This window comes from Streptomyces phaeoluteigriseus (assembly GCF_001896135.2).
Taxonomy (GTDB): domain Bacteria; phylum Actinomycetota; class Actinomycetes; order Streptomycetales; family Streptomycetaceae; genus Streptomyces; species Streptomyces phaeoluteigriseus.
Genome location: NZ_MPOH02000019.1, coordinates 447237 through 468402 on the forward strand (window position 1 = coordinate 447237; position 21166 = coordinate 468402).

General features: G+C 67.9%; 31 protein-coding genes and 2 pseudogenes. 5 read left to right on the forward strand and 28 right to left on the reverse strand.

Features of this window, described 5'->3' with window-relative positions; all coding sequences use genetic code 11:
- Positions 1-32: 32 nt before the first annotated feature.
- The 24 genes and pseudogenes from map to rpsJ form a co-directional block, all read right to left on the reverse strand.
- Positions 33-869 (reverse strand): type I methionyl aminopeptidase, encoded by an 837-nt coding sequence (gene map / locus BM536_RS31600; protein WP_073491929.1) that lies wholly within the window; start codon positions 867-869, stop codon positions 33-35.
- A 107-nt stretch (positions 870-976) separates the two neighbouring features.
- On the reverse strand, positions 977-1639 hold the full coding sequence (locus tag BM536_RS31605) for an adenylate kinase (RefSeq protein ID WP_073491928.1): 663 nt from the start codon (positions 1637-1639) through the stop codon (positions 977-979).
- A complete protein-coding gene (secY, locus tag BM536_RS31610; protein ID WP_073491927.1) occupies positions 1639-2952 on the reverse strand; it encodes a preprotein translocase subunit SecY in 1314 nt (437 codons plus the stop codon). Before secY ends, BM536_RS31605 begins: the two co-directional genes overlap by 1 nt.
- Positions 2953-3197: 245 nt before the next feature.
- Positions 3198-3653, reverse strand: coding sequence for a 50S ribosomal protein L15 (gene rplO, locus BM536_RS31615; RefSeq protein WP_073491926.1), 456 nt, complete (start codon positions 3651-3653; stop codon positions 3198-3200).
- 2 nt (positions 3654-3655) lie between these two features.
- The gene (gene rpmD / locus BM536_RS31620) at positions 3656-3838 is read right to left on the reverse strand and encodes a 50S ribosomal protein L30 (RefSeq protein WP_030788246.1); all 183 of its coding nucleotides are present in this window, start codon (positions 3836-3838) and stop codon (positions 3656-3658) included.
- Positions 3838-4446 (reverse strand): 30S ribosomal protein S5, encoded by a 609-nt coding sequence (gene rpsE, locus BM536_RS31625; protein ID WP_013001409.1) that lies wholly within the window; start codon positions 4444-4446, stop codon positions 3838-3840. The genes rpmD and rpsE overlap by 1 nt, the downstream gene beginning before the upstream one ends.
- Positions 4447-4489: 43 nt before the next feature.
- A pseudogene (gene rplR / locus BM536_RS31630) lies at positions 4490-4872 on the reverse strand (50S ribosomal protein L18).
- Positions 4873-4875: 3 nt separating this feature from the next.
- Positions 4876-5415 (reverse strand): 50S ribosomal protein L6, encoded by a 540-nt coding sequence (gene rplF, locus BM536_RS31635; RefSeq protein ID WP_073491924.1) that lies wholly within the window; start codon positions 5413-5415, stop codon positions 4876-4878.
- A 24-nt stretch (positions 5416-5439) separates the two neighbouring features.
- On the reverse strand, positions 5440-5838 hold the full coding sequence (gene rpsH / locus BM536_RS31640) for a 30S ribosomal protein S8 (RefSeq protein WP_073491923.1): 399 nt from the start codon (positions 5836-5838) through the stop codon (positions 5440-5442).
- Between the two features lie 209 nt (positions 5839-6047).
- The gene (locus tag BM536_RS31650; protein WP_003948630.1) at positions 6048-6233 is read right to left on the reverse strand and encodes a type Z 30S ribosomal protein S14; all 186 of its coding nucleotides are present in this window, start codon (positions 6231-6233) and stop codon (positions 6048-6050) included.
- A gap of 5 nt (positions 6234-6238) precedes the next feature.
- Positions 6239-6796 (reverse strand): 50S ribosomal protein L5, encoded by a 558-nt coding sequence (rplE, locus tag BM536_RS31655; protein ID WP_053753925.1) that lies wholly within the window; start codon positions 6794-6796, stop codon positions 6239-6241.
- A complete protein-coding gene (gene rplX, locus BM536_RS31660) occupies positions 6796-7119 on the reverse strand; it encodes a 50S ribosomal protein L24 (RefSeq protein ID WP_073491922.1) in 324 nt (107 codons plus the stop codon). The genes rplE and rplX overlap by 1 nt, the downstream gene beginning before the upstream one ends.
- Positions 7120-7121: 2 nt before the next feature.
- On the reverse strand, positions 7122-7490 hold the full coding sequence (gene rplN / locus BM536_RS31665; protein WP_003998823.1) for a 50S ribosomal protein L14: 369 nt from the start codon (positions 7488-7490) through the stop codon (positions 7122-7124).
- A 134-nt stretch (positions 7491-7624) separates the two neighbouring features.
- Positions 7625-7912 carry a 30S ribosomal protein S17 gene (gene rpsQ / locus BM536_RS31670; protein ID WP_009327090.1) on the reverse strand — a complete coding sequence of 96 codons (288 nt, stop codon included), beginning with the start codon at positions 7910-7912 and terminating at the stop codon, positions 7625-7627.
- The gene (gene rpmC / locus BM536_RS31675; protein WP_003998824.1) at positions 7912-8136 is read right to left on the reverse strand and encodes a 50S ribosomal protein L29; all 225 of its coding nucleotides are present in this window, start codon (positions 8134-8136) and stop codon (positions 7912-7914) included. The genes rpsQ and rpmC overlap by 1 nt, the downstream gene beginning before the upstream one ends.
- Complete coding sequence (gene rplP, locus BM536_RS31680) at positions 8136-8555, reverse strand: 50S ribosomal protein L16 (RefSeq protein WP_004927269.1); 420 nt, start codon at positions 8553-8555, stop codon at positions 8136-8138. Before rplP ends, rpmC begins: the two co-directional genes overlap by 1 nt.
- 5 nt (positions 8556-8560) lie before the next feature.
- A pseudogene (rpsC, locus tag BM536_RS31685) lies at positions 8561-9396 on the reverse strand (30S ribosomal protein S3).
- On the reverse strand, positions 9396-9743 hold the full coding sequence (gene rplV, locus BM536_RS31690) for a 50S ribosomal protein L22 (protein WP_026252021.1): 348 nt from the start codon (positions 9741-9743) through the stop codon (positions 9396-9398). Before rplV ends, rpsC begins: the two are co-directional and overlap by 1 nt.
- Positions 9744-9763: 20 nt before the next feature.
- On the reverse strand, positions 9764-10066 hold the full coding sequence (rpsS, locus tag BM536_RS31695; RefSeq protein ID WP_094103794.1) for a 30S ribosomal protein S19: 303 nt from the start codon (positions 10064-10066) through the stop codon (positions 9764-9766).
- Between the two features lie 12 nt (positions 10067-10078).
- On the reverse strand, positions 10079-10915 hold the full coding sequence (gene rplB / locus BM536_RS31700) for a 50S ribosomal protein L2 (protein ID WP_030039757.1): 837 nt from the start codon (positions 10913-10915) through the stop codon (positions 10079-10081).
- 38 nt (positions 10916-10953) lie between these two features.
- Positions 10954-11373: a 50S ribosomal protein L23 gene (gene rplW, locus BM536_RS31705; RefSeq protein ID WP_073491921.1), complete on the reverse strand. Its 420-nt coding sequence runs from the start codon at positions 11371-11373 to the stop codon at positions 10954-10956.
- A complete protein-coding gene (rplD, locus tag BM536_RS31710; RefSeq protein WP_073491920.1) occupies positions 11373-12029 on the reverse strand; it encodes a 50S ribosomal protein L4 in 657 nt (218 codons plus the stop codon). The genes rplW and rplD overlap by 1 nt, the downstream gene beginning before the upstream one ends.
- A gap of 8 nt (positions 12030-12037) precedes the next feature.
- Complete coding sequence (rplC, locus tag BM536_RS31715) at positions 12038-12682, reverse strand: 50S ribosomal protein L3 (RefSeq protein WP_073491919.1); 645 nt, start codon at positions 12680-12682, stop codon at positions 12038-12040.
- A 17-nt stretch (positions 12683-12699) separates the two neighbouring features.
- Positions 12700-13008, reverse strand: coding sequence for a 30S ribosomal protein S10 (gene rpsJ, locus BM536_RS31720; RefSeq protein ID WP_003948644.1), 309 nt, complete (start codon positions 13006-13008; stop codon positions 12700-12702).
- Between the two features lie 520 nt (positions 13009-13528).
- Between rpsJ and BM536_RS31725 the strand changes: the two genes are divergently transcribed.
- From BM536_RS31725 to BM536_RS31745, 5 genes are read left to right on the forward strand one after another with little or no spacing between them, the layout of a single operon-like run.
- Complete coding sequence (locus BM536_RS31725; protein ID WP_073491918.1) at positions 13529-14131, forward strand: hypothetical protein; 603 nt, start codon at positions 13529-13531, stop codon at positions 14129-14131.
- A 39-nt stretch (positions 14132-14170) separates the two neighbouring features.
- Positions 14171-14902: a hypothetical protein gene (locus BM536_RS31730; protein ID WP_342748851.1), complete on the forward strand. Its 732-nt coding sequence runs from the start codon at positions 14171-14173 to the stop codon at positions 14900-14902.
- Entirely contained in the window at positions 14902-16623 is a 1722-nt protein-coding gene (locus BM536_RS31735) for a putative T7SS-secreted protein (RefSeq protein WP_079274918.1), read from the forward strand. The genes BM536_RS31730 and BM536_RS31735 overlap by 1 nt, the downstream gene beginning before the upstream one ends.
- On the forward strand, positions 16624-16926 hold the full coding sequence (locus tag BM536_RS31740) for a YrhB domain-containing protein (RefSeq protein WP_073491917.1): 303 nt from the start codon (positions 16624-16626) through the stop codon (positions 16924-16926). It abuts the gene before it with no gap.
- 3 nt (positions 16927-16929) lie between these two features.
- A complete protein-coding gene (locus tag BM536_RS31745; RefSeq protein ID WP_079274917.1) occupies positions 16930-18231 on the forward strand; it encodes a YrhB domain-containing protein in 1302 nt (433 codons plus the stop codon).
- Between the two features lie 145 nt (positions 18232-18376).
- Here BM536_RS31745 and BM536_RS31750 read toward each other — a convergent pair whose 3' ends face one another.
- Genes BM536_RS31750 through BM536_RS31765 form a run of 4 tightly spaced genes read right to left on the reverse strand, consistent with a single transcriptional unit; the run spans position 18377 to position 21063 of the window.
- Positions 18377-18850, reverse strand: a complete 474-nt coding sequence (locus tag BM536_RS31750; protein ID WP_073491916.1) for a hypothetical protein — start codon at positions 18848-18850, stop codon at positions 18377-18379.
- A gap of 2 nt (positions 18851-18852) precedes the next feature.
- Positions 18853-19362 (reverse strand): hypothetical protein, encoded by a 510-nt coding sequence (locus BM536_RS31755; protein WP_094103795.1) that lies wholly within the window; start codon positions 19360-19362, stop codon positions 18853-18855.
- Positions 19363-19391: 29 nt separating this feature from the next.
- The gene (locus BM536_RS41940; protein ID WP_211362986.1) at positions 19392-20717 is read right to left on the reverse strand and encodes a hypothetical protein; all 1326 of its coding nucleotides are present in this window, start codon (positions 20715-20717) and stop codon (positions 19392-19394) included.
- Between the two features lie 22 nt (positions 20718-20739).
- Entirely contained in the window at positions 20740-21063 is a 324-nt protein-coding gene (locus BM536_RS31765) for a hypothetical protein (RefSeq protein ID WP_342748852.1), read from the reverse strand.
- Positions 21064-21166 lie beyond the last annotated feature (103 nt).

The window sequence follows — 21166 nt, forward strand, 5'->3', positions numbered from 1 at the left end:
CGAGAAGACCTCGAGCCCCCGCCCGGCACCCTCTAGCCCAACGGGTCGGGCGCGGCCACGACCCCGTGCTCGGCCAGCTTCGCCTTGCCACCGTCCACAGCGGTCAGCACCAGCGGCCCCTGCTCCGTCAGCGCGACCGAGTGCTCCCAGTGCGAGGACCAGGTCCCGTCCGTCGTGATGACGGTCCAGTCGTCCGAGAGGACCTCCGTCCGCGGCGTCCCCAGCGACACCATCGGCTCGATGGCCAGGCAGAACCCGGGAACCAGCTTCGGCCCCTTGCCCCGCTTGCGGTCGACGTAGTTCAGCAGGTGCGGGTCCATGTGCATCTCGGTGCCGATGCCGTGGCCGCCGTAGTCCTCGATGATCCCGTAGCGACCGCCGCCCGGCTTCGGCTGGCGGCGGATGTACGTCTCGATGGCCCGGGAGACGTCGACCAGCCGGTTGCCCTGCTTCATCGCGGCGATGCCCGCCCACATCGACTCCTCGGTCACCCGGGACAGCTCGATCAGCTCCGGGGCGTGACCGGAGCCGACGAAGGCGGTGTAGGCGGCGTCGCCGTGCCAGCCGTCGACGATCGCACCGCAGTCGATGGAGATGATGTCCCCGTCCTTGAGGACGACCTCGTCGGAGGGGATGCCGTGGACGACGACATCGTTCACGGAGGTGCAGATGGTCGCGGGGAAACCGCCGTAACCGAGGAAGTTCGACTTCGCGCCGTGCTCGGCGAGGACCTTGCGGGCGACCTCGTCGAGGTCCTTCGTCGACGCCCCCGGCACCGCCGCTTCCCGCGTGGCCGCGTGGATGGCGGCGACGACCAGGCCCGCCGCACGCATCTTGGCGATCTGCTCGGGGCTCTTGATCTGGACCATGGGGGGCCTGCGCTCTCCGTCACTCAGGTCGGTCGTTGACACATACGTACACAACAGTACGGCCGTGGCGTCCCGGAGGACTCCACGGCCGTACCCGGGACGGAAACCTACTGGCCGTCGTCCTCGCGCTTCAGTGCCGCCAACGCGCGGCCGGTGACCTCGTCCACCGGGCCCATGGCCTCGATCGTCACGACCAGACCCTGCGCCTTGTAGTAGTCGATGATCGGCTCGGTCTGCGTGTGGTAGACCTCCAGCCGCGTGCGGACGGTCTCCTCGGAGTCGTCGTCGCGCTGGTACAGCTCCCCGCCACAGACGTCGCAGACGCCGTCCTTCGACGGCTTCTTGTACGTCACGTGGAAGACGTGCGAGGAGTCGTTGCGGCAGATGCGCCGGCCGGCGATCCGCTTGACGACCTCCTCCTCGGGGGCCTCCAGGTCCAGTACCGCGTCCAGCTTGATGCCCTCGGTGGTGAGGAGCTCGTCCAGCGCCTCGGCCTGCGAGACATTGCGCGGGAAACCGTCGAGCAGGAAGCCGCGCTCGGCGTCCGGCTGCTCCATGCGGTCCTTCGCCATGGCGATGGTGACCTCGTCGGGGACGAGGTTGCCGGCGTCCATGTAGGACTTCGCGAGTTTCCCGAGTTCCGTCTGCCGGCTGATGTTGGCGCGGAACAGGTCGCCCGTGGAGATGTGCGGTACGCGCAGCTTCTCGGCTAGGCGAGTGGCCTGCGTTCCCTTACCGGCACCCGGCGGCCCGACGAGGACGATACGCATCAGCGGAGGAACCCTTCGTAATTGCGCTGCTGGAGCTGGCTCTCGATCTGCTTCACCGTCTCGAGCCCGACACCCACGATGATCAGGATGCTGGTGCCACCGAACGGGAAGTTCTGGTTTGCCCCGAAACCAGCCAACGCCATCGTCGGCACGAGAGCGATAAGCCCCAAGTACAGCGAACCCGGCCAGGTGATCCGGTTGAGTACGTAACTCAGGTACTCAGCGGTCGGTCGGCCAGCCCGGATGCCCGGGATGAAGCCACCATACTTCTTCATGTTGTCGGCTACTTCCTCGGGGTTGAAGGAAATGGCCACGTAGAAGAACGCGAAGAAGACAATAAGGAAGAAGTAGAGAGTGATGTGCGCGGGCGCCGCCGTGTCCGCCAGGTTCTGTGTGATCCAGGTCGCCCAGCCCGCCTGCGAATTGGAGAACTGGACGATCAACGCCGGAATGTAGAGCAGCGACGAGGCGAAGATGACCGGGATCACACCGGCCTGGTTCACCTTCAGCGGGATGTACGTCGACGTACCGCCGTAGGACCGGCGGCCGATCATGCGCTTCGCGTACTGCACGGGGATGCGGCGCTGGGCCTGCTCGACGAAGACCACCAGGCCGACCATGACGAGGCCGACGAGGATGACCGTGCCGAACTCGATCCAGCCGTCGGCCAGCGTGCCCTGCTTCTTGATGGCCCACAGCGCGGAGGGGAAGGTCGCGGCGATCGAGATGAACATCAGGATCGACATGCCGTTGCCGATGCCGCGGTCGGTGATCAGCTCACCGAGCCACATGACGGCGGCCGTACCGGCGGTCATGCAGATGACCATCGTGATGGTGGTGAAGATCGCGCGGTCCGGGACGATCTGGCCGGCCACCGAGCAGCCCGAGAACAGCGCGCCGCTACGGGCGGTGGCCACCAGGCCGGTGCCCTGGAGGATGGCGAGCGCCACGGTCAGGTACCGGGTGTACTGGGTGATCTTCGCCGTACCGGACTGGCCCTCCTTCTTGAGCGCTTCCAGACGTGGAATGACCACGGTCAGCAGCTGAAGGATGATGCTCGCCGTGATGTACGGCATGATGCCCAGCGCGAAGATCGTGATCTGCAGCAGCGCGCCGCCGCTGAACATGTTGACCAGACCGAAGAGGCCCTGGTTGCCGGATGCCTCGTCCACGCAGGTCTGGACGCTCTTGTAGTCGACACCCGGGATCGGGACATGGGTGCCGACCCGGTAGACCACGATGATGCCGAGCGTGAAGAGCAGCTTGTTGCGCAGGTCGGGCGTCTTGAACGCCCGGGCGAACGCGGTGAGCACGGTGCCTCCTGCGACCCCCGCGCGTCTGCGTCAAGGGTGACGGTGTTGAGGTTCCAATAAGAAACAACGACATGTGTAACGGTCGACTGCCGCCCAAGGTGCCCCATCGGAAGCACCTTGTGAAAGTGGGCAGTGCAGGCCACCTTACCGGCGACCTGCCGCCCTAGGAACGACCAACCGGGGATACCCCTTTTGTGGGGTATCCCCGGTCGGGATCGCTCAAGTCATCGAGACGCCTGTGGTGTTCAGACGAGCTCGGTGACGGTACCGCCGGCGGCGGTGATCTTCTCCTTGGCGGACCCGGAGACGGCGTCGACCGTCACCTGGAGCGCCACGGAGATCTCGCCCTGGCCGAGGACCTTGACGAGGCTGTTCTTGCGAACGGCACCCTTGGCGACGAGACCCTCGACGGTGACCTCGCCACCCTCCGGGTACAGCTCCGCCAGCTTGTCGAGGTTCACGACCTGGAACGTGGTCTTGAACGGGTTCCGGAAGCCCTTGAGCTTCGGAAGGCGCATGTGGAGGGGCATCTGCCCACCCTCGAAGCGCGCCGGAACCTGGTAACGGGCCTTCGTGCCCTTGGTACCACGACCGGCCGTCTTACCCTTGGACGCCTCACCACGACCCACACGGGTCTTGGCGGTCTTGGCGCCCGGGGCGGGACGGAGGTTGTGGATCTTGAGCGGGTTGTTCTCCGCCATGATCAGTCGACCTCCTCGACCGTCACGAGGTGGCGGACGGTGTGAACCATTCCGCGGAACTCGGGGCGGTCCTCCTTGACGACCACGTCGTTCAGGCGCTTGAGCCCGAGCGAACGCAGGGTGTCACGGTGGTTCTGCTTGCTGCCGATGTACGACTTCGTCTGCGTGATCTTGAGCTGAGCCATTACGCAGCACCAGCCCCGGCACGCGCACGCAGCAGGGCCGCGGGAGCGACGTCCTCGAGCGGCAGACCACGGCGAGCCGCGATCTCCTCGGGACGCTGCAGACCCTTCAGGGCCTCCACGGTCGCGTGCACGATGTTGATCGCGTTCGACGAACCGAGCGACTTCGACAGGATGTCGTGAACGCCGGCGCACTCGAGCACGGCACGCACCGGGCCACCGGCGATAACGCCGGTACCGGGGGACGCCGGCTTGAGCAGGACGACGCCCGCCGCCTTCTCACCCGTGATCGGGTGCGGGATGGTGCCCTGGATACGGGGGACCTTGAAGAAGTGCTTCTTGGCCTCCTCAACACCCTTGGCGATGGCGGCCGGCACCTCCTTGGCCTTGCCGTAACCGACACCGACGGTACCGTCACCATCGCCCACCACGACCAGCGCGGTGAAGCTGAAGCGACGACCACCCTTCACTACCTTGGCGACGCGGTTGATCGCGACAACGCGCTCAACGTACGCGGTCTTCTCGGCGGCAGCTGCGCCACCGTCACGGCCCTTCCGGTCCCGCCGCTCGCCGCCACCGGCACCGCCACCGCGGCGCTGGGGTCCAGCCATTGGAATTACCTCTCTCTGTCTCCGCTAGCTACGGAACCAGGACTCAGAACTTGAGTCCGGCCTCGCGGGCTGCGTCCGCCAGAGCGGCAATGCGCCCGGCGTACTGGTTACCACCACGGTCGAAAACGACGGCCTCGACACCGGCGGCCTTGGCACGCTCCGCGACCAGGGCGCGACCTGCTTGGCCTGCGCCGACTTGTCGCCCTCCGCACCGCGGATCGACGTGTCCAGTGTGGACGCCGAAGCCAGGGTGTGGCCCTTCAGGTCGTCGATCACCTGCGCCACGATGTGGCGGTTGGAGCGAGTGACGACCAGACGCGGGCGCTCCGACGTACCGGCGATCCGCTTGCGGATCCGGATGTGACGGCGCTTGATCGCGGCACGCTTGTAGGCGTCGCCCTTCAGGATCTTCTGCCCGTATGCCATGGCTTACTTACCCGCCTTTCCGACCTTGCGGCGGATGACTTCGCCCTCGTACTTGACACCCTTGGCCTTGTACGGGTCGGGCTTGCGCAGCTTGCGGATGTTGGCCGCAACCTCGCCGACCTTCTGCTTGTCGATGCCCTCGACCTGGAAACGGGTCGGGTTCTCCACCTTGAAGGTGATTCCCTCGGGGGCTTCGACGGTGATCGGGTGGCTGTAACCGAGCGCGAACTCGAGGTTCGAGCCCTTGGCGGTCACGCGGTAACCGACACCACTGATTTCGAGCTTCTTCACGTAACCCTGGGTCACGCCGGTGATCATGTTCGCCACCAGCGTGCGGGACAGGCCGTGCAGGGCCTTGCTCTGACGCTCGTCGTTGGGGCGGGTGACGTTCAGAACGCCGTCCTCACCCTTGGCGATCTCGATCGGCGCAACGACGGTGTGGGTCAGCGAGCCCTTGGGGCCCTTGACCGAAACCGTCTGGCCGTCGATGGTGACGTCCACGCCGGCGGGAACCGTGATAGGGAGCTTGCCAATGCGCGACATAGCTGTTTCCTCCGTTCCCTTCCGCTACCAGACGTAGGCGAGAACTTCTCCGCCTACGCCCTTCTTGCCGGCCTGCTTGTCGGTGAGGAGACCGTGCGACGTGGAGATGATCGCCACGCCGAGGCCGCCCAGCACCTTGGGCAGGGAGGTGGACTTCGCGTAAACCCGGAGACCGGGCTTGGAGATCCGCTTGATGCCCGCGATGGAGCGCTCACGGTTCGGACCGAACTTCAGCTCGAGGGTGAGGTTCTTACCCACCTCGGCGTCCTCGATCTTCCAGCCCGTGATGAAGCCCTCCTGCTGGAGGATCTCCGCGATGTGAGACTTGATCTTCGATGCCGGCATCGTCACGGAGTCGTGGTACGCCGAGTTCGCGTTCCGCAGACGCGTCAGCATGTCTGCGATCGGATCAGTCATGGTCATGAGTTGGCCTGTGGCCTCTCTCGCCGGGGTTTCCTGGTGCGCCATCCCTCTCCCCGATCCGAGACGGGACGGGTGCGGCGCGGTGGACCTACGGCGTAGTAAGTCGTACGGGCGTCAGGCGCCCAACCCTCCTAGCCTACGCCATGGAGGGACGGGCACCTGACACTGCCCTTTACTTACCGAGAGCTCAGGAATCCCGAATTACGGGATTACCAGGAGCTCTTGGTCACGCCCGGCAGCTCGCCACGGTGAGCCATCTCACGAAGGCACACGCGGCACAGGCCGAACTTGCGGTACACGGAGTGCGGACGGCCGCAGCGCTGGCAGCGCGTGTAGCCGCGTACTCCGAACTTGGGCTTACGAGCAGCCTTGGCAATCAGAGCCTTCTTCGCCATCTCGCTCACGCCTCCTTGAAGGGGAAGCCGAGGTGACGAAGGAGCGCACGGCCCTCAGCGTCGTTGGTCGCCGTGGTGACCACGGTGATGTCCATACCCCGGACGCGGTCGATCTTGTCCTGGTCGATCTCGTGGAACATGACCTGCTCCGTGAGACCGAAGGTGTAGTTGCCACGGCCGTCGAACTGCTTGGGGGACAGGCCGCGGAAGTCGCGGATGCGCGGAAGCGCCAGCGACAGGGTGCGGTCCAGGAACTCCCACATGCGGTCGCCACGGAGCGTGACGTGAGCACCGATCGGCTGACCCTCGCGCAGCTTGAACTGCGCGATGGACTTCCGGGCCTTGGTGATGGCCGGCTTCTGACCGGTGATGGTGGTCAGGTCACGGACGGCACCGTCCATGAGCTTCGAGTCACGGGCGGCGTCGCCGACACCCATGTTGACCACGATCTTGACGAGGCCGGGGATCTGCATGACGTTCTCGTACTTGAACTCGTCACGCAGCTTGCCCGCGATCTCTTCGCGGTACTTCGTCTTCAGACGCGGAGTGGTGGTGGTAGCCATCAGATGTCCTCACCCGTCCGCTTGGCAACGCGGATCTTGTTGCCCTCGTCGTCGAAGCGGTAACCGACACGCGTGACGACCTTGTTGCCGTCCTTCTCCACGACCAGCTGAACGTTGGACACGTGGATGGGGGCTTCGGTGGTCACGATGCCGCCGGCCTGGGAACCGCTGGCGGTGGGGCCGGCCTTGGTGTGCTTCTTGACCCGGTTGACACCCTCGACCAGGACACGGTCCTCACGGGGGAAGGCCGCGATGACCTTGCCCTGCTTGCCCCTGTCCTTACCGGTGATGACCTGGACCAGGTCGCCCTTCTTGATCTTCATGCTTACAGCACCTCCGGCGCGAGCGAGATGATCTTCATGAACTTCTTCTCGCGCAGCTCACGGCCGACCGGGCCGAAGATACGGGTGCCGCGAGGGTCGCCGTCGTTCTTCAGAATGACGGCGGCGTTCTCGTCGAAGCGGATGTACGAGCCGTCCGGACGGCGGCGCTCCTTGACGGTGCGAACGATGACCGCCTTGACGACGTCACCCTTCTTCACGTTGCCACCGGGGATCGCGTCCTTGACGGTGGCGACAATGACGTCACCGATGCCCGCGTAGCGGCGACCGGAGCCACCGAGCACACGGATGCAAAGGATTTCCTTCGCACCAGTGTTGTCGGCGACACGCAGTCGCGACTCCTGCTGGATCACGTCTATCTCCTGTTTGTCTGCCGGTTCCCGGCAGGGGCCGCCTCTTCACGAGGGGAGCCCCTGCCGAGCCTGGCGGAACTGTCCTGCGGGGTTGCCCGCAGGCGTACTGGTGGAGGTTCCCTTGCGGGAACCGCCTACTTGGCCTTCTCGAGGATCTCGACGACGCGCCAGCGCTTCGTGGCGGACAGCGGACGCGTCTCCATGAGGAGGACACGGTCGCCGACGCCGGCAGCGTTCTGCTCGTCGTGAGCCTTGAGCTTGTTCGTACGGCGGATGACCTTGCCGTACAGCGCGTGCTTGACGCGGTCCTCGACGGCGACGACGACGGTCTTGTCCATCTTGTCGCTGACGACGAGACCCTCACGGGTCTTGCGGAAGCCGCGGGCCTCTGCAGTCTGCTCAGTCACGTTGTTCTCACTCATCAGGCGCTCTCCACCGTCTCGATGCCCAGCTCGCGCTCACGCATCAGGGTGTAGATCCGCGCGATGTCCTTGCGGACGGCCTTCAGCCGACCGTGGTTCTCGAGCTGACCGGTCGCCGCCTGGAAGCGGAGGTTGAACAGCTCTTCCTTGGCTTCGCGGAGCTTCGCGAGAAGCTCCTCGTCACCCAGTTCGCGCAGCTCGGACGCCTTGGTACCGGCCGACATCACGCTTCACCTGCCTCGCGCTTGACGATCCGGCACTTCATCGGCAGCTTGTGGGCTGCGCGAGTGAGGGCCTCACGGGCGATCTTTTCGTTGGGGTAGGACAGTTCGAACATGACCCGACCCGGGTGCACGTTCGCGATCCACCACTCGGGCGAACCCTTACCGGAACCCATGCGGGTCTCGGCAGGCTTCTTCGTGAGCGGGCGGTCCGGGTAGATGTTGATCCAGACCTTGCCGCCACGCTTGATGTGGCGGGTCATCGCGATACGAGCCGCCTCGATCTGGCGGTTGGTCACGTACGCCGGCGTGAGGGCCTGAATGCCGTACTCGCCGAACGCGACCGTCGTACCACCCTTGGCCTGACCGCGGCGCTTCGGGTGGTGCTGCTTGCGGTGCTTGACCCTACGGGGGATCAGCATGTCGGTCAGGCCTCCGTTCCGGTGCTCTCAGCCGGAGCGGCGGCGGGAGCTCGGCCTTGGGGGCCTCGGCACCGGCAGCCTGCTGCGGCTTGCGACCGCGCCGCTCGCCACCGCCGCCACGGCCACCACGGGCCGGGCGGTCGGCGCCGCCGCCACCGCCACGGGCCGGGCGGTTGCCGGCGCGGGCAGCGGCGTTCTCGGCACGGACCTCGGCGATGTTCTTGACGTCGCCCTTGTAGATCCAGACCTTCACACCGATGCGGCCGAAGGTCGTCTTGGCCTCGAAGAAGCCGTAGTCCACGTTCGCGCGGAGCGTGTGCAGGGGCACGCGGCCCTCGCGGTAGAACTCCGAGCGGGACATCTCGGCGCCACCGAGGCGGCCACCGCACTGGATCTTGATGCCCTTGGCGCCGGCCTTCATCGCCGACTGCATGCTCTTACGCATGGCGCGGCGGAAGGAGACGCGGGAGGAGAGCTGCTCGGCAACGGCCTGGGCGACCAGCTGGGCATCCGTCTCGGGGTTCTTGACCTCGAGGATGTTCAGCTGGACCTGCTTGCCCGTGAGCTTCTCGAGGTCGCCGCGGATGCGGTCGGCCTCGGCGCCACGGCGGCCGATGACGATGCCCGGACGAGCGGTGTGGATGTCCACACGCACGCGGTCACGGGTGCGCTCGATCTCCACCTTCGAGATGCCGGCGCGCTCCATGCCGGACGTCATCATCCGACGGATGGCGACGTCTTCCTTGACGTAGTCCTTGTACAGCTTGTCGGCGTACCAACGGGACTTGAAGTCCGTGGTGATGCCGAGCCGGAACCCATGCGGGTTAACCTTCTGGCCCATTACCGGGTTCCTTCCTTGCTGCTGACGACCACGGTGATGTGGCTGGTCCGCTTGCGGATCCGGTAGGCGCGGCCCTGGGCACGCGGACGGAACCGCTTCAGGGTCGGGCCCTCATCGACGTACGCCTCGGAAATGACGAGGCTGTCGACATCGGTGTGGTCGTAGTTGTGCGCGGCGTTGGCGATGGCGCTGTCAAGCACCTTGCCGACCGGCACGCTCGCGGCCTGCGGGGCGAAACGCAGGACCGCCTGAGCCTCCGTGGCATCCATGCCACGGATAAGGTCCACCACGCGGCGGGCCTTCATGGGCGTAACGCGGATGTACCGCGCCTGGGCCCTGGCTTCCATGGTTGTCCTTCCAGTGTCTGTCATGGTCGATTCCACCCCGCGTTAGCGCGCTTCGACTTCCGGTCGTCCTTGACGTGACCCCGGAAGGTGCGCGTCGGCGAGAACTCGCCGAGCTTGTGGCCGACCATCGACTCGGTGACAAACACCGGAATGTGGGTCTTGCCGTTGTGCACCGCGATCGTGTGGCCGAGCATGGCCGGGATGATCATCGAGCGACGGGACCAGGTCTTGATGACGTTCTTGGAACCGGCTTCGTTCTGTACGTCCACCTTCTTGATCAGGTGGTCGTCGACGAAGGGCCCCTTCTTGAGACTGCGCGGCATCTAAACCCGCTCCTAGCGCTTCTTGTTCGTCTTGCGGCGGCGGACGATGTACTTGTTCGAAGCCTTCTTCGGCGAACGAGTACGACCCTCCTTCTGACCCCACGGGGAGACCGGGTGGCGACCACCGGAGGTCTTGCCCTCACCACCACCGTGCGGGTGGTCAACCGGGTTCATCGCCACACCGCGGACGGTCGGGCGGACGCCAAGCCAGCGCTTGCGGCCGGCCTTGCCCCAGTTGATGTTGCTCTGCTCGGCGTTGCCGACCTCGCCGACCGTGGCGCGGCAGCGCTGGTCGACCAGGCGGATCTCACCGGACGGCATGCGGAGGTGGGCCATGGTGCCCTCCTTCGCGAGCAGCTGCACGGAAGCACCGGCGGAGCGGGCGAACTTGGCGCCGCCACCCGGACGGATCTCGATCGCGTGGATCGTGGTACCGACCGGGATGTTGCGGAGCGCCAGGTTGTTGCCCGGCTTGATGTCGGCCCCGGGACCGTTCTCGACGCGGTCACCCTGCTGCAGGTTGCGCGGGGCGAGGATGTAGCGCTTCTCGCCGTCCGCGTAGTGCAGCAGCGCGATGCGCGCGGTGCGGTTGGGGTCGTACTCGATGTGCGCGACCTTCGCCGGCACGCCGTCCTTGTCGTGACGACGGAAGTCGATCACTCGGTAGGCGCGCTTGTGTCCGCCACCCTGGTGGCGAACGGTCACACGACCGGCGTTGTTACGGCCGCCCTTGCTGTGCAGCGGGCGGACCAGCGACTTCTCCGGCGTGGACCGCGTGACCTCGACGAAGTCGGCGACGCTGGAGCCACGACGGCCCGGCGTAGTCGGCTTGTACTTGCGGATTCCCATTTCTCAGTCCTCGTCCGATATCGGACGATCCGACCCGCTTACGCGGTCGGACCGCCGAAGATGTCGATACGGTCGCCCTCAGCGAGGGTCACGATCGCGCGCTTGGTCGCAGCGCGCTGACCGAAACCGGTCTTGGTGCGCTTGCGCTTGCCCTGGCGGTTGATCGTGTTGACCCCGGTGACCTTGACCGAGAAGACCGCCTGGACGGCCTGCTTGATCTGGGTCTTGTTGGCGTTCGGGTCGACGATGAACGTGTACTTGTTCTCGTCGAGAAGCGCGTAGCTCTTCTCCGACACGACCGGCTTCAGCAGCACGTCACGGTGATCCGTGTACGCCTTGCTGGGCGCGGTGACGACGGTGTTCTTGCCCTCGGCGGCGTGGCGGCGGGCCTTCGCGAGACGCGCGGCCTTGGCGGCCTTCGCAGCCTTGGGGGCGATGCTCGGGTGACGCGTAGCCATCAGGCGTCACTCCCTTCGGTGTCGTTGGCCTTCGGGCCGGCGACGAAGGACTCGAGAGCGGCCTGGGTGAAGACCACGTCGTCCGAGACGATCACGTCGTACGTGTTCAGCTGGCCCGGCTCCAGGATGTGCACCTGGGGCAGGTTGCGGGCGGACAGCCACGCGGCCTCGTCGGAGCGGTCGATGACCAGGAGCACGTTCTTACGCTCCGAGATCTTGCCGAACAGCGTCCGAGCGGACTTCGTGGACGGAGTCTCACCCTCGATCACGCCGGTGACGACGTGGATCCGGTTGTGGCGGGCCCGGTCGGTGAGGGCGTGACGCAGAGCGGCAGCCTTCATCTTCTTCGGGGTCCGCTGCGAGTAGTCACGCGGCTGCGGGCCGTGGACGACGCCACCGCCGGCGAACTGCGGCGCGCGGGTCGAGCCCTGGCGGGCGCGGCCGGTGCCCTTCTGGCGGTACGGCTTCTTACCGCCACCACGGACTTCACCGCGGCGCTTGGTCTTGTGCGTGCCCTGACGGGCAGCGGCGTTCTGCGCGACGACGACCTGGTGGATCAGCGGAATGCTGATCTTCTCCACGCCGAAGATCTCCGCGGGGAGCTCGACGCTACCGGTCTTCTCGCCTGCAGGCGAAAGGATGTCAACAGTGCTCATCGGTTACCTCAGGCCCCCTTGGCCGCGGTGCGGACCAGGACGAGGCCGCCGTTCGGACCGGGAACCGCGCCCTTGATGAGCAGCAGACCCTTCTCCGCGTCAACGGCGTGGACGGTCAGGTTCTGGGTGGTGACGCGCTCGTTGCCCATGCGACCCGCCATGCGGAGGCCCTTGAACACGCGGCCCGGGGTGGCACAGCCACCGATGGAACCGGGGGAGCGGTGCTTGCGCTGGGTGCCGTGTCCGGCGCCGAGGCCCTTGAAGTTGTGACGCTTCATGACACCGGCGAAGCCCTTGCCCTTGCTCTTGCCGGTCACGTCGACCTTGATGCCGGCCTCGAACACCTCAGCGGTGATCTCCTGGCCGAGGGTGTACTCGCTGGCGTCAGCGGTACGGATCTCGACGAGGTGGCGGCGGGGAGTGACGTCGGCCTTGGCGAAGTGGCCCTTGAGGGGCTTGTTCACCTTGCGCGGGTCGATCTCGCCGAAGGCGATCTGGACCGACTCGTAACCGTCGGCGTCGTTCGTACGGACCTGGGTGACGACGTTGGGTCCGGCCTTGACGACGGTGACGGGAACAACACGGTTGTTCTCGTCCCACACCTGCGTCATGCCGAGCTTCTCGCCCAGGATGCCCTTGATCTGCTTTGTCATCTTCAGATCACCGGCCCTCAGAGCTTGATCTCGATGTCGACACCGGCCGGGAGGTCGAGTCGCATCAGAGAGTCAACGGTCTTGGGCGTCGGGTCGAGGATGTCGATCAGGCGCTTGTGCGTGCGCATCTCGAAGTGCTCGCGCGAGTCCTTGTACTTGTGCGGCGACTTGATGACGCAGTACACGTTCTTCTCAGTGGGCAGCGGCACCGGGCCCGCGACCGACGCACCAGTACGCGTCACCGTCTCGACGATCTTCTTCGCCGAGCTGTCGATGACCTCGTGGTCGTAGGCCTTGAGCCGGATGCGGATCTTCTGTCCCGCCATGGCTACTCAGTAGTCCTGTCTCTTCTAACGCTCTGGACCTGGTCGGCCCCTTACCGTTCTCCGACCCACGCGGTCGGGTGTGTCGCCCTCCCACTGACACGGATGTCCCACGTTCGAACATCCCTGCGGGGAATGCACACGGCCCTACCGGAACCGCAGACCGAGGGCGGAAGGCCCACCGGGTGCCTGATCGGTGTCGCGCCCACGCTTCCCGGAAGATTCCCGTACGTCCGCCCCAGCGCTGCCGTGAGGCAGTTAGGGCGACGAGTACTGTGGGACTCGCTTCCAGTCCTCCCGGCGGGAGGCGCGCAGCATCAACACTCGACCGAGCAACTCGGACAGTCTGCCATATGGGGCAGCCCCTCCGCCAATCGAGCCGGAGACAATACCCCGGACGTGACGCAGGTCAAACGCGAGGCGCGACGGCGACTCGTGACCCCTGTGTGGAGGTCGCGTAGGGGCGTTGTGCGTTCCCGGCCCGGACTCCACCCCCTCACGCGCGGCCGCCATAATCGTCGGCATGTCTGAACACGGGGGCACAGAACACAGGGACACGGGAGGCGAGCCGCCGGGGAAGAGCAGCGTCCCCAGGTCACGGCTGGCCGAGTACGCGGAGATGGCGGTCTCCCCGCAGGACCGGGCCGAGGAGCGAGCGCCGCTCGCCGGGCCGGACCCACGGCCGGCACCGGAGCCCGCAGCCGAGCCCGTAGTCGCTCCGGCGTCGCATGACCCCGAGGTCGAGGCCCGTCGGCGGCGGTTCACCGCCTTGCTGGAGGAATTCCGCGAGACGCCGGTGCTGGTGCCGCTCGGCGGCGGTCCCGGCCCGGACGACGAGCGGGGGCTGCTCACCGTCGACTGGAACGGCGTCCGGTTCATCCTGGCGTTCTCCGACGGGCAGGCGCTGGCGCGTTATGCCGAGGCGCGTGGTGAGTACCACCGCGAGTGGGTCTACCAGACGATTCTCGGTGCCCGGCTGCTGGATGTGGCGGTGCCCGCGGCGGGCGTGCCCTGCGGGGTCGCGCTGGACTGCGCGGACGGCCCGGACGGCGTGGTGTTCCCGCCGGTGCTGGGCGTCGTGGCGGACGAGGTGGCCGTGGACCGTGGGCAGGGGGAGGGGCTGTGATCGACGGCGGGGTGACCGTGAGCGGCGGTGGAGGTGCCCGTGAGCGTTGACGGGGTGCCCGTGAGCGGTGGCGGGGTGCCGGTGACCGGCGGCTGGGTGCCGGTGGCGGGCGGCGGAGGTCCCGATCTGAAGGCGCAGGGCCTGGACCTGGTCGCCAGGGGTCTGACCGAGGCGCTGGGCGAGCTGAAGGAACTGGGCATGGTCGGCATGGCCGGCGCCGGGCGCGGGTTCGGTGACATCGCCCTGAACGGGCTGGACCTGGGTCACGAGGGGCTGACCGGGACGTTCGGGTCGTTCTGTGAGCGCTGGGAGTGGGGGGTGCGCTCGCTGATCAACGAGGGCAACGCGTTCGCCGTCAGGACCGGCCTGGCCGCGGGCACCCTGCACGAGACCGAGGAGTACGTCGAGGGCACCTTCAAGGTGGTCACCAACGCGGCCATCGGCAATCCGTACGCCTCCGAGGACGAGGTCACGGGGATGGGCTGGGGCGACATCGCCAAGTCCGGTGCGTGGGGCGGTGACGTCGACTACAGCAAGGAGTCCTTCGAACAGGCCCTGGCGAACAGCGGGCAGGGCTGGAAGGACGCCGGCCGTGACGTGATGACCTCGCACACGGTCGGTCCGCTCGGCCTCAACCCCCAGAACCTGCATGGGCGGTTGGGGGTCTCCGACGCCGAGTACGAGCAGATGCTCGACGACACCTTCGGGCCCTCGCCCGAGGCCCGCGCCCAGGCCGCCGAGGCCGCGCAGCAGGCCGGGGGTGAGCGCTGATGGGCATCGTCGGTGACATCAAGGACGGCCTCAACTCCGGTCTGGAGGTCGGCGAGGACCTCTTCGAGGAGGGCAAGAAGAAGCTCGGCGAGGGCGTCGACTACGTCACCGACAAGGCCGGTGACGGGCTCGACCACGTCGGTCTGCACGACGCCGCCGACGCGGTGGAGGACTTCGGCGACGAACTCGCCGCCGACCTCGGCGCGATGCCCGGCGAGCAGCAGCTGGGCGAGACCGAGGAGGCCGGCGAACTCGTCCACGGCAACCCCGCCCGGATCCGGGAGAGCGCCAAGCACCTCAAGGACTTCCAGGCCGCCTTCGACAAGGTCGGCACGGGGATGAAGAAGGTCGACTCCTCCGGCTGGAAGGGCGAGGGCGGCAGCGCCTTCCGCGAGAAGTTCGGCGTGCACCCCGCCAAGTGGCTGCACGCCGCGGACGCCTGCGAGACGGCCGCGGGGGCGCTGGACTCCTACGCGGAGACGGTCAAGTGGGCCCAGAGCCAGGCCAAGGAGGCCGTCGAACTCTACAAACAGGGCAAGAAGGCCTCCGTGCAGGCCGTGGAGGCCTACAACAAGAAGGTCGACGCCTATAACGCCAAGATCAGGGCGGACCAGGACCCCGGGCCGCAGCCCGGGCCGTTCCACGATCCGGGTATCGACGACATCCGAGCCGCACGGGAGAAGCTGGCCCAGGCCCGCAAGCAGCGCAACTCCGCCGCCACCGACGCACAGACCCAGGTCAAGGCCGCCCTCGCGCACGCTCCCGCCGAACCCCCGCCGCTCGACCGGCTCGGCGGCAACATGATCGACGGCTACCAGGCCCTCAACACCGAGCTGACCCACGTCATCGGCGGCGCCCTCAAGGGCACCGCGGGCCTGCTCAACTTCGTCCGCGGTCTGAACCCTCTCGACCCCTACAACCTCACCCACCCGGCCGCCTACCTCCAGAACGTCAGCATGACGCTCTCCGGCCTCGTCTCCACCGCCTCCCACCCCGAACGCGTCGTCCAGGCCGTCGTCGACGGCTTCAAGAAGGACCCCTCCGAATTCGTGGGCCGCCTCCTCCCGGAACTGATCGGCACGAAGGGAGCCGGGCTGGGACGCACGGCACTGCGGACCGGGCTGCGGGAGGGCGCGGAGGCCGGTGCGTCGAACGCGGCGTCCAAGGGGCTGAAATACGGGGACGAGGCGGTCGGCTCCGCACCGAAGGACTGGAGCGGACTGGCGAAATCCACGGATCATGTCGGCGAAAAGGCCATTCACTATGACGCCGTGGATCCCAAGGCGGCCAAGGAATTCCTGGACAGCGAATACCCCTGGCTGAAGGACGTCAACAACACCGGTATGCCGGGCTACACGGACAACTGCAGTCACAATGTCGTCGCGGTGGACCGCAGGATGGACGGCGCGGAGGTCAGCGCCGCACCCAAGCAGGCGGGCGACCACATCCCGCCCGAGCAGCTCGGTCTGACGAACCGGGCCAAGGGCCACTACGACATGGTCAACAGCTACGATGACATCGTCAAGGACCTCCAGGCCCGCGGCGAGGGTTCCCGCAGCGCCGTGTACATCAGCCGCCCGGACGGCACGGCACACGTCTTCAACGCCGTGAACACCAAACACGGCGTCGTGTTCCTCGACGGCCAGAGCGGGCAGCTCGGAATGCTGGAGAAGAACGTCTCCTCCATCGGGCACATCCCTTATCGCGACGGAGTCAAATAAATGGTGACCAAAGAAGAAGCCGTGCTGGCGGGGGCCCACTTCCTGAAAACCGCGGGATATCCGGACCGCCCGGACTCCATCGTCATGCTCCCGGAAACCGCCGTCGAATTCCCATACGGCTGGACCGTGCGCTTCGATTTCAGGGAGCACATCGAGACCGGTGACTCCACGCAGGCTCCCTTCTCGTCCGTCGTGGTCGTCCCCCACGACGGAACGCCTGCGCACTTCGCCCCGACCTTCCCTCCGGTGGCGATGTACATGGAGATGCGTGCCGCAGGCAACTGGCCCCCCCAGAAGGGATAGGGAGTGACTGTCCCGCACGACCACGCCGCCGCCTGGCTCGCCGCCACCTACGGCGGTCTCGTCCAGCTCGCCGCCCCGCACCCCGTCCACGAGACCGCCACCGCCTGGCTGATGTCCTGCCGGACGGTGCCGCAGCCCGGCTATCCGCAGACGCCGATGCTGGCGGCCTCCGTGGTGGTGCCGAAGGACGGCGGCACCCCGTTCCACCCCGCGCCGAGCGATCCTCTCGCGGACCTGGCCCCGGCCTCCTCCCCCGAGGAGGCGGCTTTCCGGGTCGAGGGCCAGTCCCGCCGGATCAACTCCCGCGGCTGCACGGTCACCCTCCACAGCATGATCGGCGGCGCCCCGTCGGCTCCCCTGCCGTGGCGGCCGTCCGACGAGGCGCCGGGCTGGGTGGCGAGGCTCACGCGCCGCTACTTTCCCGAGTTCACCCGTGTCCCCGTCGACAGCTGGGACGACGTGGTGAAGGCCGTCGCCGAGCCGGGTCCGGACACCCGGGGCGTGGTCTGGGTACGCCGGGAGATCGGCGGCCAGGAGGTGACCGGCAACCTGCTCTACGCGCACAACAACAAGGGGCAGGTCGCCCTTCTGGACGGGGTGACGTCCTCACTCGCCCGGCTCGACACCTCCTCGGTGCGCGAGCTGCTCCTGTTCCGGGCCCCGCCCGCCGCCCAGGCAGCCCGCCGGCTGCCGTGGGAGCGGCCGGCGGTGGACTTCGCCTCCGCGGTCGACAAGGCCCGCCGCTGGCTCGGTGACGCCTATGACGGGCAGGTCGTCCTCGCGGCGCCGACGGCGCAGGACGAGATCCGGCGCGGCTGGGTCTTCTCCTGCAACACCGAACGCTTCCTGAGCGACGGTCACTGGCAGGACGCCCTGCTCGACGCGACGGTCGTCGTGCCCAAGGACGAGGCCGCGCCGTTCGGCCTGCCCAACTCGGACCCCTGGGCGTGGCTGGCTCGCTGGGACGCGGGCGAGAACCCCGGCTCGTCGGGCCTCTCCGCCCCGCCCCGGCCCGGCCGCGCCTTCTGGTTCGAGCCGACGCTCTCGGAGCTGGGCACCGTCCTGTCCGCTTCCGAGCACGAGGACTGGCCGGACGCGCTCGAAGCCCTGTCGGCCCTGCCCGCCGACGCACGGGCACTGGTCTGGGTGCGCCGTACGGACGGCAGGTCGCGGGAGGCCGTGGGGTGGCTGGTGAACGCCTTCAGAAGGGCGGACGGCGTCATCCTGGTGGACGGCGCGACCGGCGACCCGGCGGCGCTGGACGCGACGGGCGTCCACCGGCTGCACGTGATCCGCTACCGCTGAGCGAGGGGGCGTCCCGGTCCGGGCGGACCACCCCGTTCCGGGTGCCCACGGTTCGGCCGCCCGGTTTCGGCGGCCCCACGGACGGCGCCCGGGTCGCCCACACGCCGGCAGCCCGGCCCCTGCCCCGGCCCCCTCGGGGCCGGGGTCACCACGTGGACAGCACCCCGCGCCAGGTCCACCCCGCGTCGAGGACCGCCTTCACCAGGGGGTCGCGCATGTCCCGTGAGTCGAAGCGAAACGTCTCGACCCTGCGCCTGCGCCCGTCGGGCCCCCGCTCGTAGGCCCACTGCCGGGCGACCTTGGTCCCGGGTCCCCGCCCGTACCGCTTGCCGCCGCTCTCGGGCGACCGGTCCCACCGCTCGTCGAGGGTGTGCACCTCGTGGTTCTCGGGCACGAGCCGCATCCGCGTCCTGAGCCGCAGGCGCAGCTCAGGAACCTGCCACTCCGCCACGACATCGGCCTTCTCCTCGGGAAGCGCGGCTCGCACCAGGAACGGGACACCGGCCGCGTCGACCGCGAGCAACGCGGCACGGACCTGCTCGGCGGAGAGCGGAGCGATACCGCTGTCCGGGTACCTGGTGCCGGTTCGCCTGTCCCGGTATCTGCTCCACAGCCCCACCGCTACGCCTCCGTTCCGGTACTCGGCCGCACCGTGCGCAGGAACTCCTGGAAGTCCGCGAGGACGGCGTCGTGCTGGGCCGCCGTCGCCGTGAGGGCCAACCGGATCACCGCCCGCTTGTGCGGATCGTCCACATCTTCCAGGGACAGGTACACCTGGGACTGGACGAGGTCTCGGCGGGTGTCGCCGCGGACGGCCGAGAAGGTCAGCCGCTGTGTCAGGGCGGGTGCCTCGGCCGAGCCGACCTCGCGGCGCGCGGCCACCGAGACCGACGCGGCGATCCCGCGCAGGTGGTCGACGGACTCGTCGGCGAGATCGGCCAGCGTCGCCGCGTCCGGCGGGATCTCGCCGTCGATGGTGATGTTGGCGCTGAACCCGGCGTCGGGTAGCGGGTGCACGGCGGCGAAGGCCACTCCCGGGGCGGCCTCCCACCCGTCTCCCGGCTCGGGGCGGACCGGGAGCCAGCCGTCCGGCAGGCGGAAGCTGATCGGCACCGGCAGTGTCGCGGGCATCTGGGGCCCTCCTTCCCAGCGGGAGTACATCAGAGCCAGCCGCTGACGGCGCTCTTGACCGAGCCGGCGGTGTCCGTGACCGCGCCGATCCCGTCGCCCAGCGCGTCGGCCGCGGCGTCGAGGCTCTGGGAGACCTTGTCCGGGTCGACGGTGATCTCGAGGCCCAGACTGCCGCCGACGCCGGGAGACAGGCCCGCGTCCGCGCCGATGCTCCACACCCCGGTGTCCTCGTCCTTCTTCCAGCCCGCCCAGGCCTCCGCGCCGGGCCCCTTCCATCCCTCGGCCGATCCGCCGACACCGACCCCGAAGACCTCCACGCCGCCTGCCACGCCGCCCTTCGCCCCGGCGAACGCCTTCGCGCCGACGGTGACCTCCTCCTTGGTCACCTTGAGGCTGACTCCCGCCTCCCCGCCGGCGAATCCCTCGGCGCGCCCGTAGACGCCCGCGTACGGCCCGTACTCGGCGCGGCCCTCGGCCAGGGCACGGATGCCCGCGGACGCCTCCGCCTTGGCGACGAAGCCCTTGTCCGTGAGGCCGTAGTTCGCGGTGGCCCGGGCCCCGCCGTAGACGTCGGTGATCCCGGAGAGCTTCCACGGCCCGTTGGTCAACGTGCCCTTCGCGGTCAGGTGGAAGAGGTCGGCGTACGCCTTGACCGTGCCCTCCTTGCCGTACTTGGGCCCGACGGCGGTGAAGCCGACTCCGGGTCCGGTCACCGTGAACTCGCCGGCCGACACCCAGCCGCTGATCCGCAGACCCGCCTCGGCCGCCGCCTTCTCGGCCTCGTACCGCTCGATGTCGCCGTAGGCCTTGCCGTTGAAGCCGTTGAGCGTGCCGTCGTTGACATCGGAGTCGACCACGACCGCGCTGAGGGCGATCTGGACGCCCTTGTCGGCCTCTGCCACGTCCTTCACCAGCTGGTCGATCCGCTGCTGCCAGGAGGCGACGGCCTTGCGACTGCTCTCCTGGTAGTCGGGGTCGTGGACGTAGGCGGTGTACTCGCTCCGGCTCAGCCGCTCCGTGTCGAACGTGACCACGCCCTGGTCCGACACCTTCATCCCGGCGTCGACGGCGTCCTGACGGGCCGACCGCAGCTTGCCGCGCAGATCGACGAACTGCGCGTGCGCGTCCCGCAGCAGCGAGGCGATCGCCTTGGCCTCGACCTGGGCGTTCTGGAACTCCTTGAGCGTGGTGGCGAAACGCCGGCCGGCCGCGTACGCGCTCAGCCCCACCCAGGTGTCGCCCATCGAGATGCCGTGCACATCGCGCCGGTAGGCCTTCTCCTGCTTGAGGAACTCCCCGGCCATGCCGTCCCAGCGGTCGGCGGCCGTCGTGAGCGTGGCCAGATCGGTCGTCATGACCTCGTGGTACGTCGGCATGTCAGTACCCCTCGATCGGTGAGACCCGGCGCACGTCCGTCCCGACTCCGAGGTCCGTGTTCCGGAGCACGGTGTTGGTGCTCCGCAACGCCGCCTTCTCCGACGCGAGACGGCTCATCAGGTTCTTCACCTGCCCGTCCCACGTCTCGTGGGCCTTCTTCAGCGCACCCGACGTGATCCACCCGTCGCCGTCCTTCGGCGCGAACGCCCGGACGGCCGCGCCGGTTTCGGTGTCCGCCCAGTCACCGGCCTTCTTCGTGTCCGGTTCGATGTGGTCCTCGATGGCCTTCGCCGCGGCCTGCTTCTGCGCGGGTGACGACGCCAAGTCCCGCTGTCCGCCCGGAAGTCGGCCTCCGGGGGAAGAACCCCCGGGATCGAGCGGGATCTGGTTCAACCGCATGCCCACGGGGCTCTCTACCCCGCCGCCG

Bases quoted from the DNA above. Each gene is read 5' to 3' on its own strand.
- rpsJ (WP_003948644.1), bottom strand. From the start codon at position 13,008: ATGGCGGGACAGAAGATCCGCATCCGGCTCAAGGCCTACGACCACGAG.
- BM536_RS31725 (WP_073491918.1), top strand. From the start codon at position 13,529: ATGTCTGAACACGGGGGCACAGAACACAGGGACACGGGAGGCGAGCCG.
- BM536_RS31605 (WP_073491928.1), bottom strand. From the start codon at position 1,639: ATGCGTATCGTCCTCGTCGGGCCGCCGGGTGCCGGTAAGGGAACGCAG.
- rplF (WP_073491924.1), bottom strand. From the start codon at position 5,415: ATGTCGCGCATTGGCAAGCTCCCTATCACGGTTCCCGCCGGCGTGGAC.
- rplO (WP_073491926.1), bottom strand. From the start codon at position 3,653: ATGGCGGAGAACAACCCGCTCAAGATCCACAACCTCCGTCCCGCCCCG.
- BM536_RS31735 (WP_079274918.1), top strand. From the start codon at position 14,902: ATGGGCATCGTCGGTGACATCAAGGACGGCCTCAACTCCGGTCTGGAG.
- rplB (WP_030039757.1), bottom strand. From the start codon at position 10,915: ATGGGAATCCGCAAGTACAAGCCGACTACGCCGGGCCGTCGTGGCTCC.
- BM536_RS31740 (WP_073491917.1), top strand. From the start codon at position 16,624: ATGGTGACCAAAGAAGAAGCCGTGCTGGCGGGGGCCCACTTCCTGAAA.
- rplE (WP_053753925.1), bottom strand. From the start codon at position 6,796: ATGGCTACCACCACCACTCCGCGTCTGAAGACGAAGTACCGCGAAGAG.
- rplV (WP_026252021.1), bottom strand. From the start codon at position 9,743: ATGGAAGCCAGGGCCCAGGCGCGGTACATCCGCGTTACGCCCATGAAG.
- rpsQ (WP_009327090.1), bottom strand. From the start codon at position 7,912: ATGAGTGAGAACAACGTGACTGAGCAGACTGCAGAGGCCCGCGGCTTC.
- rplP (WP_004927269.1), bottom strand. From the start codon at position 8,555: ATGCTGATCCCCCGTAGGGTCAAGCACCGCAAGCAGCACCACCCGAAG.
- rplD (WP_073491920.1), bottom strand. From the start codon at position 12,029: ATGAGCACTGTTGACATCCTTTCGCCTGCAGGCGAGAAGACCGGTAGC.
- rpmD (WP_030788246.1), bottom strand. From the start codon at position 3,838: ATGGCTCAGCTCAAGATCACGCAGACGAAGTCGTACATCGGCAGCAAG.
- BM536_RS31650 (WP_003948630.1), bottom strand. From the start codon at position 6,233: ATGGCGAAGAAGGCTCTGATTGCCAAGGCTGCTCGTAAGCCCAAGTTC.
- BM536_RS31755 (WP_094103795.1), bottom strand. From the start codon at position 19,362: ATGCCCGCGACACTGCCGGTGCCGATCAGCTTCCGCCTGCCGGACGGC.
- rpsH (WP_073491923.1), bottom strand. From the start codon at position 5,838: ATGACCATGACTGATCCGATCGCAGACATGCTGACGCGTCTGCGGAAC.
- rplX (WP_073491922.1), bottom strand. From the start codon at position 7,119: ATGAAGATCAAGAAGGGCGACCTGGTCCAGGTCATCACCGGTAAGGAC.
- rpmC (WP_003998824.1), bottom strand. From the start codon at position 8,136: ATGTCGGCCGGTACCAAGGCGTCCGAGCTGCGCGAACTGGGTGACGAG.
- rpsE (WP_013001409.1), bottom strand. From the start codon at position 4,446: ATGGCTGGACCCCAGCGCCGCGGTGGCGGTGCCGGTGGCGGCGAGCGG.
- rplC (WP_073491919.1), bottom strand. From the start codon at position 12,682: ATGACAAAGCAGATCAAGGGCATCCTGGGCGAGAAGCTCGGCATGACG.
- map (WP_073491929.1), bottom strand. From the start codon at position 869: ATGGTCCAGATCAAGAGCCCCGAGCAGATCGCCAAGATGCGTGCGGCG.
- rplW (WP_073491921.1), bottom strand. From the start codon at position 11,373: ATGGCTACGCGTCACCCGAGCATCGCCCCCAAGGCTGCGAAGGCCGCC.
- BM536_RS41940 (WP_211362986.1), bottom strand. From the start codon at position 20,717: ATGACGACCGATCTGGCCACGCTCACGACGGCCGCCGACCGCTGGGAC.
- rpsS (WP_094103794.1), bottom strand. From the start codon at position 10,066: ATGCCGCGCAGTCTCAAGAAGGGGCCCTTCGTCGACGACCACCTGATC.